Origin of the sequence: Cecembia lonarensis LW9 (genome assembly GCF_000298295.1) — a bacterium.
Taxonomy (GTDB): Bacteria; Bacteroidota; Bacteroidia; order Cytophagales; family Cyclobacteriaceae; genus Cecembia; species Cecembia lonarensis.
Genome location: NZ_AMGM01000077.1, coordinates 1 through 17317, shown reverse-complemented (window position 1 = coordinate 17317; position 17317 = coordinate 1). Strand labels below are relative to the sequence as shown.

Here is a 17317-nt window from a genome sequence, read left to right as displayed (position 1 = left end):
AATCTTTCGATTCCTTCTATTTACGTCCAAAGCTCTTATCAGGTTCTATAAAATTTTCTCTTTTCTTTTACCATCTTGAATGCCTAAAGTCTCCGACTATTGACGCCGGTTAAAACCACTTCTTTGACATCGGTTTCGGCGATTTCTCTGGCAGAAATGAGAATATTTTCTATACTGTCACTCCTGCTCTTGCCTCTGGCTAGGGGGATGGTACAAAAAGCACAACCATAATTACAGCCATCCTGAACCTTTAAAAAAGTTCTTGTCCGATCATGTATTGAGTAGGCGTTATTAAAGGTGTTGGCCAGGTTGATTTCTGACGCGAGAACCTTGGTTTCTTGTTCTTTGGCAAATCCATCCAGGAGCTCAATCAGTCTGAATTTTTCAGCAGCACCTAAGACAGCATCCACACCATCAATTTCAGATATTTCCTTGGGTTTCAGCTGGGCGTAGCAGCCAATGATCGTGACATAGGAGGCAGGGGAGATTTTTTTTTGCCTCTTTAACAATTTTTTTACACTTCTTATCTGCATTTTCAGTAACAGAACAGGTGTTGATGATAAATATATCTGGGTTTTGATCAAATTCTACTTTTTGATAACCCTTTGCTTCAAACATCCGGCTGATTGTGGATGTTTCTGAATAATTTAATTTACAGCCTAAGGTGTAAAATGCAACTTTCTTCACGCCAAACTCCTTTATTTCAGGCTGCAAAGTTAAATAATATCCAGCAGTTTCCAATTTTCTATTTCTGAGCTTTAAAAACTGTTTTTTTTGACTGATTACATAAAAATATGGGGGTGTTTTTTGTAAAAAGTATAAATTTTTCATCGATAGGGGTAAAAAATAGCCCGTTTTGAAAAAAATAAATATTATTTCATATTTTTGTAGGTATAATATTAAACCACATATTGTAGAAAATGGCAACTTTAAGACAAAAAGCGCTACTTATGGCACAAGACAGGCCAAAAGTTGTAGCGACTCCTCCTTCAGGTAGAATTTCGGATTACTTTGGAACCCTAGTTTTCGGGTTAAAGCAGATGAAGGAATCACTTGCCCCGTCTGTTTTTAAAAAAGTAATGGAAGCAATTGATAAGGGTAGTAAGATAGATACCTCAACTGCAGAAGAAATTGCATCGGCTGTTAAAGTTTGGGCAATGTCCAAAGGTGTTACCCATTACACCCACTGGTTTCAGCCTTTGACTGGTTCCACGGCAGAGAAACATGATGCTTTTTTTGATGCGCATGCAGGAATAGAGAAATTTAAAGGGTCTGCGCTGGTTCAGCAAGAACCGGATGCTTCTTCATTCCCTCATGGTGGGATACGTTCAACTTTTGAAGCAAGAGGATATACTGCTTGGGACCCTTCATCCCCAATATTTATTTTTGACAAAACCCTATGCATACCGACCATCTTTGTTTCCTACACTGGTGAGGCTTTGGATTATAAAACGCCTTTACTTAAATCTGTGGAAACCATCAATGATGCTGCTATTGGGATTTGTCAGTTGTTTGATAGAAATGTTAGAAAGGTTACTCCTTCTTTGGGTGTAGAGCAAGAATATTTTGTAATCGACAAGGCTCTTTTTGCTACAAGGCCTGATTTAGTGATGTCTGGAAGGACAGTTTTTGGCCATAACCCAGCTAGGGGGCAACAGTTGGAAGACCATTATTTTGGATCCATACCGACCAGGGTAAAAGATTTCATGATGGATTTTGAAATTGAAGCCCATAAGTTGGGGATACCTGTTTCTACCAGACACAATGAGGTTGCACCAAGCCAGTTTGAGGTAGCTCCAGTATTTGAGGAGATCAATAAGGCTGTAGATCACAATCAATTGTTGATGGATCTGATGAGTAAGGTGGCCGAGAAGCATAACTTGAAAGTGTTGCTTCACGAAAAGCCTTTTGCAGGTGTGAATGGTAGTGGCAAGCACAACAATTGGTCCTTGATTACAGATACAGGGGTCAACCTATTCCAACCAAGTAATTCGGCAAGGGAAAACCTGCAGTTTTTAACTTTTGTAGTAGCCACTGTTAAAGCAGTTTACGATAATGCAGATTTATTGAGAGCAAGTATTGCCTCAGCAAGTAATGATTTCAGGTTAGGAGCCAATGAGGCACCTCCGGCTATTATGTCAGTTTTCTTGGGTTCCACTTTGACGGGTGTTTTGGATGAACTAGAGAAAAATGGTAATGTGAAAATTGAGAAGGGTGACAACATGTATATGAAGTTGGGTATTTCGAAGATTCCTGAGATCATCCTGGATAATACTGATAGGAACAGAACTTCACCATTTGCATTTACCGGAAATAAGTTTGAATTCAGAGCAGTTGGATCAAGTGCCAATTCAGCCGGACCCATGACTGTATTGAACGTGATTGTGGCAGAAGTGCTGAGAAATATGGCCAAGGATATAGAAAAAGAAATGGCCGGCGGAAAGGAGAAAAAAATAGCAATCGTTAATGTATTAAGAAAATACATCAAGGATAGCAAAAAGATCAGGTTTGAAGGAGATGGCTACTCTGAAGAATGGGCCAAAGAAGCAGAGAAAAGAGGGCTTTCCAATTTGAAGAGTACGCCTTTTGCGCTTGATGTTTACCAAGACAAAAAGGTGATTGAGCTTTTCGGTAAAGCCAATGTACTGACAGCTATAGAACTTCATGCACGACATGAAATCATGTTGGAAAATTACATCAAAAAGGTTCAGATAGAGTCAAGGGTAATGGGGGATCTGGCATTGAATCATGTAATCCCCACTGCCATACAGTATCAGAATAAGCTTATTGAAAATGCTAATGGTCTGAAAGGACTTGGTTTGGATAACAAAGCTGCTGTTGAAACGATCAAAGAAGTAAGTAAGCATATTGAGTTGGTGAAGGAGAATGTCAATGCCATGATTGATGCCCGGAAAAAGTTGAATAAAGAAGAGGATGTCGTCAAGAGGGCTAAAGGTTATTCTACTGAGGTGAAAGAAAAATACTTTGACAAAATCAGGTATTCAGTGGACAAACTTGAATTGTTTGTAGATGATGAATTCTGGCCTTTGGTGAAATATAGAGAAATGCTTTTTATCAAATAATGTAATAGGCATTCACTTAAAACCCAAGACCATTTCGGTCTTGGGTTTTTATGTTTTTAATAACCCATGATTATTGATCCTGAAACTATTATGAGGCGTTTTTGACTTGAAAGCAAGCTATTTATTTAAAAACGATCATTTATTACCATATTGAGAACGCAACAGCTGAACTGAAAGTGATATTATGGCAAAAAAGAAAACCTCCATTAAAGATATAGCCGATGCCTTAGGAGTTTCCATTACCACGGTCTCATTTATCCTCAATGGTAAGGCCAGAGAAAAGCGTATCAGTGAAGAAGTGACCAAAAAGGTGGAGGCTTATATAGATAAAATTGGTTACAGGCCAAGTCATCTGGCACAAAGCCTCAGGTTAGGAAAATCCAGAGTAATTGTATTTATGGTGGAGGATATTTCTAACCAATTCTTTGCATCCATAGCACGTTTGATAGAAGAAAAAGCCTATATGAATGGTTATAAGATCATTTATTGCAGTACAGATAATGATGATGAGAAAGCAAAAGAATTGATCAATACTTTTAGAGTTAGAAACGTAGACGGATTTATCATTACCCCGACTCCTGGATTGGAATTTACCATACAATCACTTTTAGAAGAAGAGCTTCCCTTAGTCCTTTTTGATCGGTGGTTGCCAGATTTGGACACTTCCTATGTCATCGTAGAAAATAGAAAAAGTTCAGAAGAAGCTACAAGGCATTTGATAGATCAAGGCTGCAAACACATAGGTTTTGTGACTGTGGCTTCAGATCAAAGTCAAATGAGGGATCGTATGGCTGGTTATCTTGAAGCTGTGGAGATGGCCGCTTGTCGTCAAATATATTAAGAGTGCCTACTTCAGTTTTGGAAAAAGAGATGATTAATCAGAGAATTCATGGCTTTTTGAGGGATAATCCTCATTTGGATGGGCTCTTCTTTGCTACCAATTTTTTGGCATTTGAAGGGCTGTCGGCCTTATCTGATTTGGGTAAAAGGATACCTGAGGAAATCAAAGCCATTTCCTTTGATGACCATTATTTCTTCAATTTATACCAACCTACAATATCTGCCATTGAACAACCTTTGGAGCTTCTGGCAGACAAATTAATGGAATCTATGCTTTATCAATTGGATAAAGAAAATGCACCTAAAATTACCCTAAAAACAGTTTTGCCTAATAAATTGAATATTAGGGGATCATCACTGAACACTCAAAGGGTAAAATAATCCCAATTGTGACTTTCTTCATAAAAAAAAGATTTAATTTAGGTAAATCCTTTTAGCACCCTGTTTCAAAAGGGTATTATTGTGCTTAATTTCGGTTATTAAGCTTTAATCATTGGTTGCATGTCTCAAAAAAAGATTCTTGCAGGGGATATTGGCGGTTCTCACTTCACGTTGGCCCTTTTTGAAGAAAAGGGTACTGAATTGAATTTACTGCAAACTGAAAGACATGTTTTAGACTCCAAACTTCCAAAAGAAGAGATTCTTCAGCAATGGGTCTTAAGTTTGAAAAAATATACCAAAGGAAACCCAGGTTTGTGTATTTCTTTGGCGATGCCCGCGCCCTTTGATTATGAAAAGGGGGTATGCTGGATTAAAGAACAAGGGAAATTCAATAGTTTATTTGGGTGTGACCTTAAAACTGAATTCAGTCAAGGTTTAGGTATCCCTCGTTCTCAAATAAAGTTTATCAATGATGCAGAAGCTTTTTTGTTTGGGGAGGCACATTTTGGAAAGGGCTTCGGTTTTACCAATCTTTTAGGTATAACTTTGGGTTCGGGACTAGGTTCTGCTATAAAACAAGGTGACATATTATTTGATGCGGATTTATGGCAAAGTCCGCTCAAGGGAGGAATAGCTGAAGATTATTTGGGCACGGGTTGGTTTTTAAAATTGGTAAAAAATAAATTTGGATTAGAATTAAAAGGTGTCAAAGATTTGCTGGATCACGAAACTTTGCAGCCTGAAATCCCTGTTATTTTTGATATTTATGCTAAGAATTTAAGTGAATTTATTTTAAGCGTTTATGCTAAAGTTCCATTTGAGGCCGTCATTATTGGGGGAAACATTTCTCTTTCCTCTGCGCTTTTTGTCCCGAAGCTTTTGGAACATCTTCGCGATGCCACTGCGGATATAGTAATTGAGATCAGTCAATTGGGTGAACTCAGTACAATTTATGGTGCTACTTCGTTATTTTTTGAAGCAAGATCAGAAAGAGCTTCAAATTGAATATATTCAGATTTGGCAGGGTAGGATTTTAAATTTTAGTGTGTGTATTTCACTGTATAACTTCTTCAAATATTTTCTCATTGACTACCGCAACACCGCCTAATAAGCCTACCTCTTTTCCTAATTTATATAAAGAAAGCTCTGTGTTTTCTCTAGCTTTGGCCATACTGTAAACATTGAGGGCTTGCTGAATGGGGGTGATGAGGTATTGTCTTGCTTCTGCTACAGCTCCTCCAATGATTATCAATTCCGGATTTAGTATTTGAATCAGTATTGAAATCCCCCTTCCTAAATCAAGCCCTGCTTCTGAAAGAATAGTGATGGCTCTTTGATCTCCGGCTAACGCTGCATCTACTACCAAAAATGGCTCTATTTCACCTTGATTGTCTTTGGCTAATCTGGCCAAAATTGAATCTGGATCATTTAGTATAGCTTCTTTTGCTTTTCTTACAATAGCAGTGCCTGAGGCGACTGATTCCAAGCATCCCTTTTTGCCACAGGCACAAGTGATATCACTTGACTCAAAAATAGGGGAGTGGCTAAATTCACCTGCAAAACCGGAAGCACCTTGATATATTTTGCCATCGATCAAAATGCCCAAACCGATTCCCCATCCAACAAATATTCCCAATACATTTTTGTATTGATCGTTATGTCCAAATTTAAATTCTGCCAGCGTCATGGCCCGGGCATCATTTTCAAGAAAAACCTTTCTTTCCAATCTTGCCTCAAGGTTTTCTACGAAACTTTTTTTACCAAACTTAAGGTAAGTATGGTTTATGCCATTGACGGCATCAATAAGACCTGGCATAGAAATACCAACGGCTATAATCTTTTCATCGGGCAGGCCGGACTTATTTTTATGGTTTAGAATAAATTGACAGATACGCTCAAAAGTTTCTTTTTCATTGTTAAGCGAAAGCTTCAGCGTTTCTATTTCAGTGACGGCATGGTTGGCACTATTATAAATACATATTCTTGTCCGGAATTTATTGATATCTACCGCAATTACATAAAAGGAACCCTCTGCTAACTTATAAAGGTCAGGCTTTCTCCCTCCTTGGGATTCAGCCCGTCCATGTTTGATAACTTCTCCTGATTGCATCAAATCGCCCAACAATGAATTGACAGTAGGTAGGCTTATCCCTACTTCATTGCACATCTCGCCAGCGGTATTGCTGCCCTTGGTATATAGGTTTTTGATAAGTTTGAGTTTATTTAGGTAGCTTTTTGTTTCAACTACTCCTTCAATTTTATTTAGTGCTTTTTTCGGGTCAATTAGGTTCATGCAGTCAGATTTAAAATAACAATTAAGCGATTTTTTAGTGGATTGCAAAAGCACTTATTCAAAAAAATACTAAAATCTAACTTCTATACAATATTGAATATTTCAAATTGCACTTAGTTAGGCTAACTTTATTTTAAATAAAGAAAAGCGGTCAATTATGACCGCTTTAAATTAATTACCTCTTCCCCCTCTGTTGTTACTGCTTCTGCTACTGGTTGTACCAGAGGAGCGGTTATTGTTGCCGTTGCCAGATCTATTTACAGTTCCTGAACTAGAACGGCTGCTTGAGCTTGAAGAAGACCTTACCGAGGGGCTAGATTGCCTGTTAGAGGAATTGCTCCTTACTGCAGGCGAACTTTTTCTAGTGTTAGTATTACTTCTAACAGCTGGGTTACTTTGTCTATTGCTTGTACCGCTTCGGACTGCTGGAGCAGTTTGCCTGTTATTGGAGCTTGTCCCTACATTGGTATTTCTTCCGGATCTTGAGCTGTTATTGCCGACAGCTGGAGCAGTTTGCCTGACATTGCTGTTGCTTCTTACAGCCGGATTAGCGTCTTGTCTACTGTAGCCATTGCTCCTGACAGCAGGATTGTTTTGTCTGCTGTTTGGCGCGGTGCTTCTCACAGCTGAACCATTAGCGTTCTCTCCTGTACGTGAACTGCTGTTGACTGCTCCATTTCTGTTGCCTTGTTGGGCATTTCTGGAAGGAGTCGCCTGCGCTTCACGATTGGGCTGATTTTGAACCCTGCCATTTTGTACAGTACTTCGCCCTTGCCTGGCAGACCTTTGTCCAAATTCTTCGGCGGTAAACGCTCTTGAAGGTCTCGCTTGTTGATTAGCACTCCTTGAGTTGCTGATCTCAGGCCTGTACATATTGATGTTATTGTTCTGAACCAAAGTTCTTCCAGGCCTGGTGGCGTTATTTACTGCATACACTGGTACGTTTCTTCCTGTTACGCGCTGGATTTCTCTCCTCGAAGGTCCGGTGAAGTAGGTGTTGTTGTTATAAACATAAGTATTATTGATGATAGTGGTCCTGTTATAGACATTCACTACATTGTAATGAGGTACAAAGAATCTGTGAAAATGTCTATGTCTAAACCTTCTTTGAGGCAGGAATACCCAATGTCTTGCAGGTATCATGATATTAACTCCTACATGCATACCAGGTCCTAGGGGAGCCCAACCATAGAAACCGCCACCAGTTCTCCAGCTTACCCAAGCTGGCCCCCATTCATAGCCTGGGACCCAAGCCCAACCATAGAAGTCAGACCAAAACCATCTCCCATAATGGAAAGGGGCCCATCCCCACTCGAAGTGAGAAACCCAAGTGTTTCCAAAATTGGTCATGGACCAATATCCATTGGTGACATAAGGTTGAAAACTTCTGTCTACATAAGGGATCCAAACATATCCGTGATTGGGATCCATTACCCAATCTCCAAAAGGACTCAGTTCATTGTAGAAAACCTGGAAAGATACACCCATTCCATGAGGTGATGCGTGCACCTTCTCTGCTGAAGCCATACCCATGCCTAGCACGAGTACCAAGCTCATAAGATATATAGTTGCCTTTTTCATAACCGTATTGTTTAAGTGCTTTGGTTGATTTTACGGATATGAAAGCGATATGGTTTTGAAAAATGTTAAAAAACAATATTAAAGTTTTGTAAAAACGATTTAGCTAAAAATTTTAAATGGTAAATAACGTAAACGCTAGAATAATATAAAATTACCTCTAAACGAGGGTTATCATAAAAATATTGTATAATCAATGTAAAGCAAAAAGAGGTCCAAAATGAACCTCTTTATTGATTTTTTCTTAATTCTTCAATCTTTTTCGCAATTTCCTCAGCCTCTGCCATGACTTTATCGGCTTCAGTGCGGTTGCTGTGCGAGAGCTTGTAGGATTTGTCCAATAGACTTTTATAAGTTTCCTGAAGCTTTTCTAATTCTGATTTTTTCTTAAATAGTCCAAACATAAGCTTTTTATTTATTAAACAGAATCGGATTGAATCTGTTTAATCAAATCGATTAAATCTGATTTCATTCCTCATTTCATCATCTTCGGTGACAATTTCATCATCCCTGAAATTGATGATTTGCTCTAATCTTCCATTCAGGTTATAGTACCTCCAAGGTCCTTCTTTCTTTCCATCTACCATTTGTCCTTCAGAAGCTTTGTTGCCATTTTCATGAAAATAGGTCCATAGTCCATCAGGTTTACCCGATACGTAAGTGCCTTCAGATTCTTTTTTACCGGAAGTGTAATATGTTATGCGACTGCCATTCCCATCCTTGAGGGTTCCTGGGTCAAGTGTTGCGGTACCGTCATAGGTGAAATACTCGCCTATGTTCATTAGTCGGCCATTACTCCAGGTTTCTTCTTGGGTCAGTTGTTTATTGTCATAAAACAATCCCCAAACTCCATCTTCAAAACCCAAGAAATAACTTCCCACAGATTTGAGCTGTCCTCCATCGTAGTAGTAAACCCATTGACCGTTTTCTGAACCCAATAAATACTCGCCTTCAGCTATCAAAATGCCGATTTTATTGAAATATTTCCATAAACCGGATTTTAAATCATTTTTATACTCTCCGATGGAATATAAGCCCCCTTCAGGGAAATAACTTCTCCAAAGTCCATCTTTTACGCCATTCTTATACTGTCCTGATACCGAAACATTACCATTGGAATGGTTTTCAATATATTCACCTACCGGGAGACCCAATTCATAGGTTTTTCTTTTAGCTAAGGACCTATTGGGATAGAATTCTTCCCATACACCTACTGGAATATCATTTTCATACCTTTCTATTCTTGCCGTTCTGCGGTTTTGATAAAAAAACTTCCACTCCCCGGTCCGATTACCGTTGTCATCAAAAAAGCGTTCTGATTCCACAGTCCTACTTCCGGGGAAGTAGGAAACCCATTTTCCGACTCTCCTACCATTTTTGAACTCACCCCTTTCCTCTACCATTTTTCCTACTGAATATCTGGTGAAAAGTCCATGTGGACGGTCATTCTGATAAGATGTTTCAAGCATTAATTCCCCGTAGATATCATACTCCATATATGGGCCTTCCTGTCTTCCCTTCTCATAGTTTTGTATGATAGCTATTTCTCCATTATTATAAAAAGTGACCCACCTTCCATTTCTTTTTCCATCCAGATATTGACCCTCAATCTTAACTTGTCTTGGGTTGAAAAAACTCGGTTGGCCAGTATTGCCGTAATATTCTTTGTAGGGACCGACAGCGACACTGTCTCTGAATACCATATCGATTTTCAAAGCTCCGGTATTATCATATTGCCGGTAAATGCCATTCAATAGATTATTGCGATACTCAGCCTCTACGTTTCTATTTCCATTAGGAAAGAAACTTACTGCGAGTCCTTCCCTTCTACCTTGATCAAAATTTATGGTTTGAATCAGGCGTCTGGTCTGGGGATTTTCAAATTTCCATAGACCTTCCATCAATCCATTATTCAAGATGCCCGTACCTACTAGGGTGGAGTCAGAATTGAAAATGGATACAACATTCGGTCTTTGTTGTGCAAATGCCAACTGCCCAACAGCAGTCAACATAAAAATGACAAAAATATATTTCATTTTTCGGAATTTCATTTCTCAAATATGAATACGGAATAAACCATATGCGGTTCTAAATTAACTTAAATATCGGAATATTTAAACTAATGGGCATGATAATACAAAATATCCTCTGTTATTTTAATAAGGTCTGCTGCAGTTACTTCAGGGGCTTCATTGAGTTGAATTTTTTTCCACAACTGAAGCTGATCAGGAGAAAAAAGGACATCGTCAATGGATAGTTGCTCAAAGCCAATGGGGGATTTAATGATTTCTGGGTATGCAAATGGAGAAATAGCAGCATTTACATTAAAATCCGGAAAATTTTTTACCCAAACCGACGAAAACTCTTTTTTGGTTTGTTTTCCATAAGTAAGGAAAAGGTATAAACCGAAGCCCCACCAATGGAGAAACCTGATATTGAATCCTTTTTCATGGCTAAAATCCCTTACCAGATCCAATACTTGGTAAGGTAAGCCTTGCAATTGATTCCCTTTGCTTATTTTGCAACCCTTGGCTTGATCAAAAGACCTTTTAAGTTTGCTTTGGGGAAAAGCATTGGCAACTTCTAAGAAAATTTCTTCCACAATTCCGGACTGTTGATGGAATCGGGCAAAGAAAGATTTGGATTGGCTTAAAAATACCAAATCTAATTTTTTATTTTGAGTCATGCGTTTGGGTGTTACCAGTTGAGCAGTGCAGACGCCCAGGCAAAGCCCGATCCAAAAGCGGCGAGACAGATTAAATCCCCTTCTTTGATCTTACCCTGTTCCCATGCCTGACTCAAAGCGATCGGAATGGTGCCTGCTGTCGTATTGCCCAGGTGCATGATGTTATTAAAAACCTTTTCATCAGGAAGGCCCATTTTCTGTTGGATGTAATTACTGATCCTGAGGTTGGCCTGGTGAGGTACCAAGAGGTCAATTTCAGATTTATCTTTTCCATTGGCATCCAATGCTTCCTGTATGACTTCAGAAAACCTGACTACGGCATGTTTAAATACGGCATTGCCATTCATTTTGAGGAAAAAGTCCCCTCTGTCAATCATTTCTTGAGAAATACGTACTTCTGTACTGCTACTGGGCGCCAAACAAAACAATTCTTCAGCATACTGCCCTTCTGAGTGTAGGTGGGTTGAAAGAATTCCCGGTTGGTCGACATCCACCGCAGAAAGAATGGCTGCACCTGCGCCGTCCGCAAAGATGACCGCGCTTGACCTCCCATCATCAGATTTATCCAAGGCGGAAGATTGAATTTCAGCACCTACCACGAGGATATTTTTATACATGCCTGTTTTGATGAATTGATCTGCGACAGACAAGGCATAAATAAAACCAGAGCATGCATTCCGTATATCCAAAGCCCCGATATTGCCTACCTCCAGTTCCCTTTGTAAAAGGACTCCGTTTCCAGGCAGAAAATAGTCAGGTGTGATGGTAGCAAAAACAATGAAATCTATATCTGACTCTCTGATACCTGCCCTCTCTATGGCCATTCTTGATGCAGCCACTGACATGCTGGTTACCGTCTCTTTTCCCGGTGTATACCACCTTCTTTCTATAATTCCGGTCCGTTCTACAATCCAATCGTTATTGGTGTCCATGATGCTGGACAGGTAATCATTGGTAACGATCCGCTCAGGAACATAGTGTCCGACGCCTATTATTCTGGATTTTTTCATTGTATGCTAAAGTTATTTGGGTCGATTTTAGCCGACTTCTTAGTATGCTAAGTATACAAATATCCTATTTCCTTTTGGTATTGCAAAAACAAAGCACAGGATATGGCCAAAGCTGGGATCAATGGTCAAAAAATGTCGTTAAATTCTTCCCTGACTTTTTAATTTCCAATACCTGAATAATCCGGCTACGGACATCCAACTGGGATTGGCATATTCATACACCTGGATCAGATCTTCGGTACATCCTTCTTTTTTGAGTTGGCTCTTCGTGTAGGCCATAAATTGGGGAATGACTTCTTTTTGTGCTGTATTGGATTCAAAATATGGCTTGATCCAACTGGCCCAATCATTCAAAATGTAGGAAAGGTTGTCCAAGTGGCGATAAACGTCATGAATAACCCCAAAATGTGTGAGGTATAGTGCTTCAGGCTGTTCAGCTTTTAAAATGGCCAATGAAGTTCTCCACGCTTCAATATGGATGTCAGGTGGAGGACAAGGGGGCACTACAGGACCTCCGTTGATTTTTACTCCGGCAACATCCCCTGTAAAAATTATGTTTCCAAGTTTCCATGCAATATGGTGTATGGCGTGACCCGGAGTATGCAAGGCTTTGAAGCGCGTATTGCCAATATGAAGTTCTTTGTCATGCTGTACAGGAATTACCTGGATTTCTGGGATAGGGGCCATTTCTCCCCAAAGTCTTTCCATATCATCCCCGTAAATCTGTTTGGCTGAATTCCACAATTTCTCCGGTGATTCCAAATGGGGTTTTCCTACAGGATGAACGTAAATTTTAGCACCCAAAGCAGCCAACCTCCAAGCGGCCCCTGCATGGTCAAAATGAATATGGGTCAGCAAAACATGTTTAATGTCTTCTATTTGGTAGCCCAGTGCTGCCACTCTTTTCTCTAAAGTCGTATAAGTGCTCTCGGGACCTGTTTCAATCAGGATGGGGCCTTGGTCACTCTCTACCAGAAAACTCGCTATTGCATCTTCTGTATTCAGAAAGCTAAGATCCAGGATATGTATTTTTTCCATTAGCCAAAAAGGGTATAGTTGCCAAATTGATCAATAGAGGCCGAAGTTTTTCTGATGATGGAAGGACTGTCATTGGTTATACTGTTTACAAGTGGAGAAACTGTATAACTTAACATTTCTTCTGCTTGATAAGTACCCAAAAGCTTCAGGAGGTCTTCTTGACTGCTATAGTTGTCAAGCCATTTTTTCTCGTCTTCTTTTCGTAAAATGACAGGCATGCGGTCATGTATCTCTGAGACCAGGCTATTGGGTGCAGTAGTCAAAATTAAAAAAGTGTGGTTGCTTTCTCCCAATTCATTTTCATATTCTTCCCATATGCCAGCAAAAGCAAAGGCCCCTTCATCTGCCAATGTGAAGCGATACGGGATTTTGGTTTTTTTGCCCAGTTTTTTCCATTCAAAAAAACCATCGGCAGGAACCAGGCAGCGTCTTTTTTGAAATGCATTTTTAAAGGACACTTTTTCCATGACCGTTTCGGCCCTTGCGTTGATGAATTTTTGGGAAACAGGCTTGTTTTTGGCAAATTCTGGGGTGATGCCCCAATAAAAGAAGGAAAATCCTTTCGGACTGTCAGAGGTAATGACAGGCAGTAATTGGGTTGGAGCAATATTATATCTCGGCTTGAAATCACCCAGCATTTCAACCTGAAATCTTTCTTCTAGTTCTATTTTACTTTTGCTTAATGAGTATCTGCCGCACATAAATTCGCTTTTTTGGAAAATTACTGATTGCCTGTGATAAATTCAAATGCTCTTTTCTCAGACCAGTAAATGTCTTCTTTCTTTCTGGGGCTGAACCCGACATGACCGCCATATTTTGGAAACTCCATCCAGACCGTATCCAACTTTCTTCCCAGAGAAATGGGAAAACACTTATCGCTCAAAAACGGGTCGTTTTGGGCATTGAGGATCAGTGCAGGTACGGCAATATTTTCCAGAAAATACAAGGAAGAGTTTTGTTCGTAGTAATCATGGGCATCTTCAAAACCGTGTAAAGGTCCTGTGTAATGGTCGTCAAAATCCTGTAAGGTTTTGATTTTTCTAAGTACACCAAGAGGAATGTCATCCGGGAATTTCTGTGCTTTCCGAACCACTTTTTCCTTGAGGGTTTTTAAAAACCTTTTAGCATATACTATGTTTTCCCCTGAAGATATTTTATGACAGGAACTTTCCAGATGTAAGGGGACCGAAATGGCTACTGCTTTTTGAATTTTTGGTGATTTTTGGCGAGACTCGCCCAGGTATTTGAGTGTAAGGTTACCGCCCAGGCTGAAGCCTACCAAATAGACCGCTTCATAAGCTGTTGCTGCATGATTGACCACATGATCAAGGTCGTAAGTTGCGCCTGAATGGTAAAAAATGGGCTTGTTGTTCAACTCCTCGCTACAGCCACGGTAATTCCAATTAAGGACATCGAATCCTTGCGCAAAAAATTGGCGTGCCATTCCAGCCATATAGGGTCTGCGGCTATTTCCCTCTAGGCCATGGCTGATGATGATCAGATTAGAAGAACCTTGCTTCAGCCAATCCAAATCCAAAAAATCCCCATCCGGGGTATTAACCCTTTCTCTTTCAAAAGGTAAGGGGATCGGGGACCGGAATAATCCAGGCACAATGGTTTGAAGGTGGCCATTGAAAAGCCATTTGGGGTAATCGTAATTTGTTTTTTTTATCAGAGGCATATTTAAACAAAAGCAATGCTTTTGGTCTTTTAAATCCTGAAAATACTATTATTAAATTTGAATAAAGATATTTTAAGAACTATTTTTGGACTCCTTAAAATATGACTAGGATAAATTTAGCTTATGGCCGAGATAATAAGAATGCCTAAAATGAGCGACACCATGGAAGAAGGGGTGATCGCAGCGTGGTTGAAAAAAGTTGGAGATAGCGTTAAGCCTGGAGATATCATTGCAGAAGTAGAAACCGATAAGGCTACCATGGAATTGGAGTCTTATGAAGAAGGAATATTGCTTCATATTGGAGTTCAAGAAAAAGATGCCGTTCCTGTAAATGGAGTGATTGCCATTATCGGAGAAAAGGGTGAAAACATAGATGCATTACTGAAAGATATCGAATCTGGCACTAGCAACGGTAAGCCTTCTGAAGAAAAGCAAGAAGAAAAACCAGCGGCAAAAGAAGAAAAGCCTGCTGCCAAAAAAGAGAAATCAGAAGAGATTGATGTTTCAGGTATCAATGCCACTGTGATCACCATGCCCAAAATGAGTGATACCATGACGGATGGTACCATTGCTAATTGGCTCAAGAAAGTGGGTGACGAAATCAAGTCCGGGGATATCATTGCGGAGGTAGAAACGGATAAAGCCACTATGGAATTGGAATCCTATGAGGATGGTACATTGTTATATATTGGTGTAGAAGCTGGTGATTCTGTTCCAGTGGATGGTGTGATTGCCATCATAGGAGAAAAAGGCGCTGACTACGAAAAGCTCTTGAAAGCCCATGAGGCAAAACAAGCAGATGCTGAAGAAACTGCCCAGGAAGAGACCAAAGCAGAGGAGCCTGCCATCGAAACCAAAAAAGAGGAGAAGCCAAAAGCAGAGGTGCCTGAACAAACTTCAGTGACTGCCTCCGATAATGGCAGGGTAAAAGCCTCTCCATTGGCAAAAAAGATGGCGTCAGAAAAAGGCATCGATATCACTTTGGTGAAGGGTACTGGTGAAGGAGGAAGAGTTGTCAGAAGGGACATCGAAAATTATACGCCTGCTGTCGCTCAGACTGCGGCTGCACCTACGGCTATGGCTACTTCTGCACCTGCAGTTGGTCAAGAGTCTTACAAAGAAGAAAAAGTCTCCCAAATGCGTAAGGTGATTGCCAAGCGTTTGGCAGAAAGCAAATTCACTGCCCCTCATTTCTACCTGACCATGGAAATCAACATGGACAAGGCCATAGAGGCAAGAAAGAGCATGAATGAAATTTCCCCTGTAAAGATTTCCTTCAATGACATGGTAATCAAGGCTACAGCGGCAGCTTTGAGGCAACATCCAAAAGTGAACTCTTCCTGGTTGGGTGATAAAATCAGATACAATGAGCACATCCATATCGGAATGGCTGTAGCGGTAGAAGAAGGATTGTTGGTACCTGTAATCCGTTTTGCAGACAGCAAGTCCCTTTCCCAGATATCCAATGAAGCCAAGACCTTGGGAGGTAAAGCCAAAAATAAAGAATTGCAGCCCAAAGACTGGGAAGGAAATACTTTTACCATTTCCAATTTGGGAATGTTTGGTATTGACGAATTTACCGCCATCATCAATCCGCCAGATGCCTGTATCTTGGCAGTTGGAGGAATAAAGGAAACTGTGATTGTCAAAAACGGACAAATGCAGGTAGGCAACGTGATGAAGGTGACCATGTCCTGTGACCATAGGGTAGTGGATGGCGCTGTAGGTTCGGCCTTCTTGCAAACGCTAAAAGGCCTCTTGGAAGATCCTGTTAGGATTTTGATCTAATTTGAATTTTAAAATATGTCAAAAAGTCCTGATTTTTCAGGACTTTTTGCTTTTAGTATGGTTATTGAAATAAGTAATGGATCGATATTTATTGATATTATAGATATTGGGATATTAGCTTACAGCGATATCGGAGAGATATTGGTTGAAATAAAGTAGATATAAAGTTGAAATATGTTAGAAATAAGTGGATATAGGTTGAGGTCAAAGATTTGAAGTTCTTCTTATTTTAAAATATTTCGCGCAGCGTATTTCTATATATTTCATCATGCTTATTTCATCTAAAATCTTTTGTCTTAAGTCTTAATTCTTACAAAAAATGGAAAAAATAAAATCAACCACTGTCGTGGCGATCAAGCATAACGGGGAAGTAGTCATCGGAGCAGATGGTCAAGCTACTTTGGGAAATACAGTGGCTAAAAGCTCTGTCAATAAAATCAGAAGATTACAGGGAGGAAAAATTGTCACCGGCTTTGCCGGATCTACCGCTGATGCCTTTACCCTTTTAGAGAAATTTGAAGAAAAGCTGGGTGCCTATGGCAATAACATGAAGCGTGCTGCGGTGGAACTGGCCAAGGAATGGAGAATGGACAGGATGCTGTCAAAGTTGGAGGCCATGATGATCGTAGCGGATAGTCAGGATATCCTGATCATCTCCGGGACAGGGGATGTGATTGAGCCTGATATGGAAATTGCGACCATTGGTTCAGGGAGCATGTATGCCCAATCCGCTGCCAGGGCATTGAAGAAATTTGCACCTCAGCTATCTGCCGAAGAAATGGTCAGGGAGAGTTTGGGAATAGCGGCTGATGTATGCATTTACACCAACCATAATCTGGTGGTGGAGAAAGTGGTGAAGTAGGCTTTTCCTAAAAATCACCTATATACTATGCGTCACCCTGAGAATTCAACATTTAGGAAAATGTTCAGAAAAAGAAA

Annotated in this window: 15 protein-coding genes and 1 pseudogene; 6 read left to right on the top strand and 10 right to left on the bottom strand. The window is 40.0% G+C overall.

Annotated elements, in window-relative coordinates; genetic code table 11:
• Positions 1 to 54: 54 nt before the first annotated feature.
• Positions 55 to 687 (bottom strand): annotated as a pseudogene (locus B879_RS16910) (radical SAM protein); the annotation flags it as partial.
• A gap of 233 nt (positions 688 to 920) precedes the next feature.
• On the opposite strand from B879_RS16910, the gene B879_RS16905 reads away from it, so the two are divergent.
• From B879_RS16905 to B879_RS16895, 4 genes are all read left to right on the top strand, one after another.
• Positions 921 to 3083 carry a glutamine synthetase III family protein gene (locus B879_RS16905; RefSeq protein WP_040401003.1) on the top strand — a complete coding sequence of 721 codons (2163 nt, stop codon included), beginning with the start codon at positions 921 to 923 and terminating at the stop codon, positions 3081 to 3083.
• 184 nt (positions 3084 to 3267) lie between these two features.
• Positions 3268 to 3924, top strand: a complete 657-nt coding sequence (locus tag B879_RS23245; RefSeq protein WP_009186432.1) for a LacI family DNA-binding transcriptional regulator — start codon at positions 3268 to 3270, stop codon at positions 3922 to 3924.
• 2 nt (positions 3925 to 3926) lie between these two features.
• On the top strand, positions 3927 to 4304 hold the full coding sequence (locus B879_RS23240; protein ID WP_238542156.1) for a substrate-binding domain-containing protein: 378 nt from the start codon (positions 3927 to 3929) through the stop codon (positions 4302 to 4304).
• Positions 4305 to 4424: 120 nt separating this feature from the next.
• Positions 4425 to 5309, top strand: a complete 885-nt coding sequence (locus B879_RS16895) for an ROK family protein (RefSeq protein WP_009186430.1) — start codon at positions 4425 to 4427, stop codon at positions 5307 to 5309.
• A gap of 49 nt (positions 5310 to 5358) precedes the next feature.
• On the opposite strand, the gene B879_RS16890 is transcribed toward B879_RS16895, so the two are convergent.
• The 9 genes from B879_RS16890 to B879_RS16850 form a co-directional block, all read right to left on the bottom strand.
• Positions 5359 to 6597: an ROK family protein gene (locus B879_RS16890; protein WP_009186429.1), complete on the bottom strand. Its 1239-nt coding sequence runs from the start codon at positions 6595 to 6597 to the stop codon at positions 5359 to 5361.
• A gap of 171 nt (positions 6598 to 6768) precedes the next feature.
• Complete coding sequence (locus B879_RS16885) at positions 6769 to 8178, bottom strand: DUF6600 domain-containing protein (protein WP_009186428.1); 1410 nt, start codon at positions 8176 to 8178, stop codon at positions 6769 to 6771.
• Between the two features lie 227 nt (positions 8179 to 8405).
• Positions 8406 to 8579: a Lacal_2735 family protein gene (locus tag B879_RS22675; protein ID WP_009186427.1), complete on the bottom strand. Its 174-nt coding sequence runs from the start codon at positions 8577 to 8579 to the stop codon at positions 8406 to 8408.
• A gap of 39 nt (positions 8580 to 8618) precedes the next feature.
• Positions 8619 to 10211 (bottom strand): toxin-antitoxin system YwqK family antitoxin, encoded by a 1593-nt coding sequence (locus B879_RS16875; protein ID WP_009186426.1) that lies wholly within the window; start codon positions 10209 to 10211, stop codon positions 8619 to 8621.
• Positions 10212 to 10294: 83 nt separating this feature from the next.
• Positions 10295 to 10861, bottom strand: coding sequence for a hypothetical protein (locus tag B879_RS16870; RefSeq protein WP_009186425.1), 567 nt, complete (start codon positions 10859 to 10861; stop codon positions 10295 to 10297).
• A gap of 11 nt (positions 10862 to 10872) precedes the next feature.
• Complete coding sequence (locus B879_RS16865; RefSeq protein ID WP_009186424.1) at positions 10873 to 11871, bottom strand: 3-oxoacyl-ACP synthase III family protein; 999 nt, start codon at positions 11869 to 11871, stop codon at positions 10873 to 10875.
• Between the two features lie 138 nt (positions 11872 to 12009).
• Complete coding sequence (locus B879_RS16860; RefSeq protein ID WP_009186423.1) at positions 12010 to 12909, bottom strand: MBL fold metallo-hydrolase; 900 nt, start codon at positions 12907 to 12909, stop codon at positions 12010 to 12012.
• Positions 12909 to 13610 (bottom strand): SOS response-associated peptidase, encoded by a 702-nt coding sequence (locus B879_RS16855; RefSeq protein WP_009186422.1) that lies wholly within the window; start codon positions 13608 to 13610, stop codon positions 12909 to 12911. Before B879_RS16855 ends, B879_RS16860 begins: the two co-directional genes overlap by 1 nt.
• 20 nt (positions 13611 to 13630) lie before the next feature.
• Entirely contained in the window at positions 13631 to 14590 is a 960-nt protein-coding gene (locus B879_RS16850) for a YheT family hydrolase (RefSeq protein WP_009186421.1), read from the bottom strand.
• A gap of 123 nt (positions 14591 to 14713) precedes the next feature.
• Here B879_RS16850 and B879_RS16845 point away from each other — a divergent pair, with 123 nt between their 5' ends.
• The gene (locus B879_RS16845; RefSeq protein ID WP_009186420.1) at positions 14714 to 16378 is read left to right on the top strand and encodes a pyruvate dehydrogenase complex dihydrolipoamide acetyltransferase; all 1665 of its coding nucleotides are present in this window, start codon (positions 14714 to 14716) and stop codon (positions 16376 to 16378) included.
• A gap of 319 nt (positions 16379 to 16697) precedes the next feature.
• A complete protein-coding gene (hslV, locus tag B879_RS16840) occupies positions 16698 to 17240 on the top strand; it encodes an ATP-dependent protease subunit HslV (protein ID WP_009186418.1) in 543 nt (180 codons plus the stop codon).
• The last annotated feature ends 77 nt before the right edge of the window (positions 17241 to 17317 follow it).

What these genes read in the sequence shown, in the direction of transcription:
- B879_RS16865 (WP_009186424.1), bottom strand. Translation starts at nt 11,871, where the DNA reads ATGAAAAAATCCAGAATAATAGGCGTCGGACACTATGTTCCTGAGCGG.
- B879_RS16895 (WP_009186430.1), top strand. Translation starts at nt 4,425, where the DNA reads ATGTCTCAAAAAAAGATTCTTGCAGGGGATATTGGCGGTTCTCACTTC.
- B879_RS22675 (WP_009186427.1), bottom strand. Translation starts at nt 8,579, where the DNA reads ATGTTTGGACTATTTAAGAAAAAATCAGAATTAGAAAAGCTTCAGGAA.
- B879_RS16905 (WP_040401003.1), top strand. Translation starts at nt 921, where the DNA reads ATGGCAACTTTAAGACAAAAAGCGCTACTTATGGCACAAGACAGGCCA.
- B879_RS23245 (WP_009186432.1), top strand. Translation starts at nt 3,268, where the DNA reads ATGGCAAAAAAGAAAACCTCCATTAAAGATATAGCCGATGCCTTAGGA.
- B879_RS16890 (WP_009186429.1), bottom strand. Translation starts at nt 6,597, where the DNA reads ATGAACCTAATTGACCCGAAAAAAGCACTAAATAAAATTGAAGGAGTA.
- B879_RS16875 (WP_009186426.1), bottom strand. Translation starts at nt 10,211, where the DNA reads ATGAAATATATTTTTGTCATTTTTATGTTGACTGCTGTTGGGCAGTTG.
- hslV (WP_009186418.1), top strand. Translation starts at nt 16,698, where the DNA reads ATGGAAAAAATAAAATCAACCACTGTCGTGGCGATCAAGCATAACGGG.
- B879_RS16870 (WP_009186425.1), bottom strand. Translation starts at nt 10,861, where the DNA reads ATGACTCAAAATAAAAAATTAGATTTGGTATTTTTAAGCCAATCCAAA.
- B879_RS16845 (WP_009186420.1), top strand. Translation starts at nt 14,714, where the DNA reads ATGGCCGAGATAATAAGAATGCCTAAAATGAGCGACACCATGGAAGAA.
- B879_RS16860 (WP_009186423.1), bottom strand. Translation starts at nt 12,909, where the DNA reads ATGGAAAAAATACATATCCTGGATCTTAGCTTTCTGAATACAGAAGAT.
- B879_RS16885 (WP_009186428.1), bottom strand. Translation starts at nt 8,178, where the DNA reads ATGAAAAAGGCAACTATATATCTTATGAGCTTGGTACTCGTGCTAGGC.
- B879_RS16855 (WP_009186422.1), bottom strand. Translation starts at nt 13,610, where the DNA reads ATGTGCGGCAGATACTCATTAAGCAAAAGTAAAATAGAACTAGAAGAA.
- B879_RS16850 (WP_009186421.1), bottom strand. Translation starts at nt 14,590, where the DNA reads ATGCCTCTGATAAAAAAAACAAATTACGATTACCCCAAATGGCTTTTC.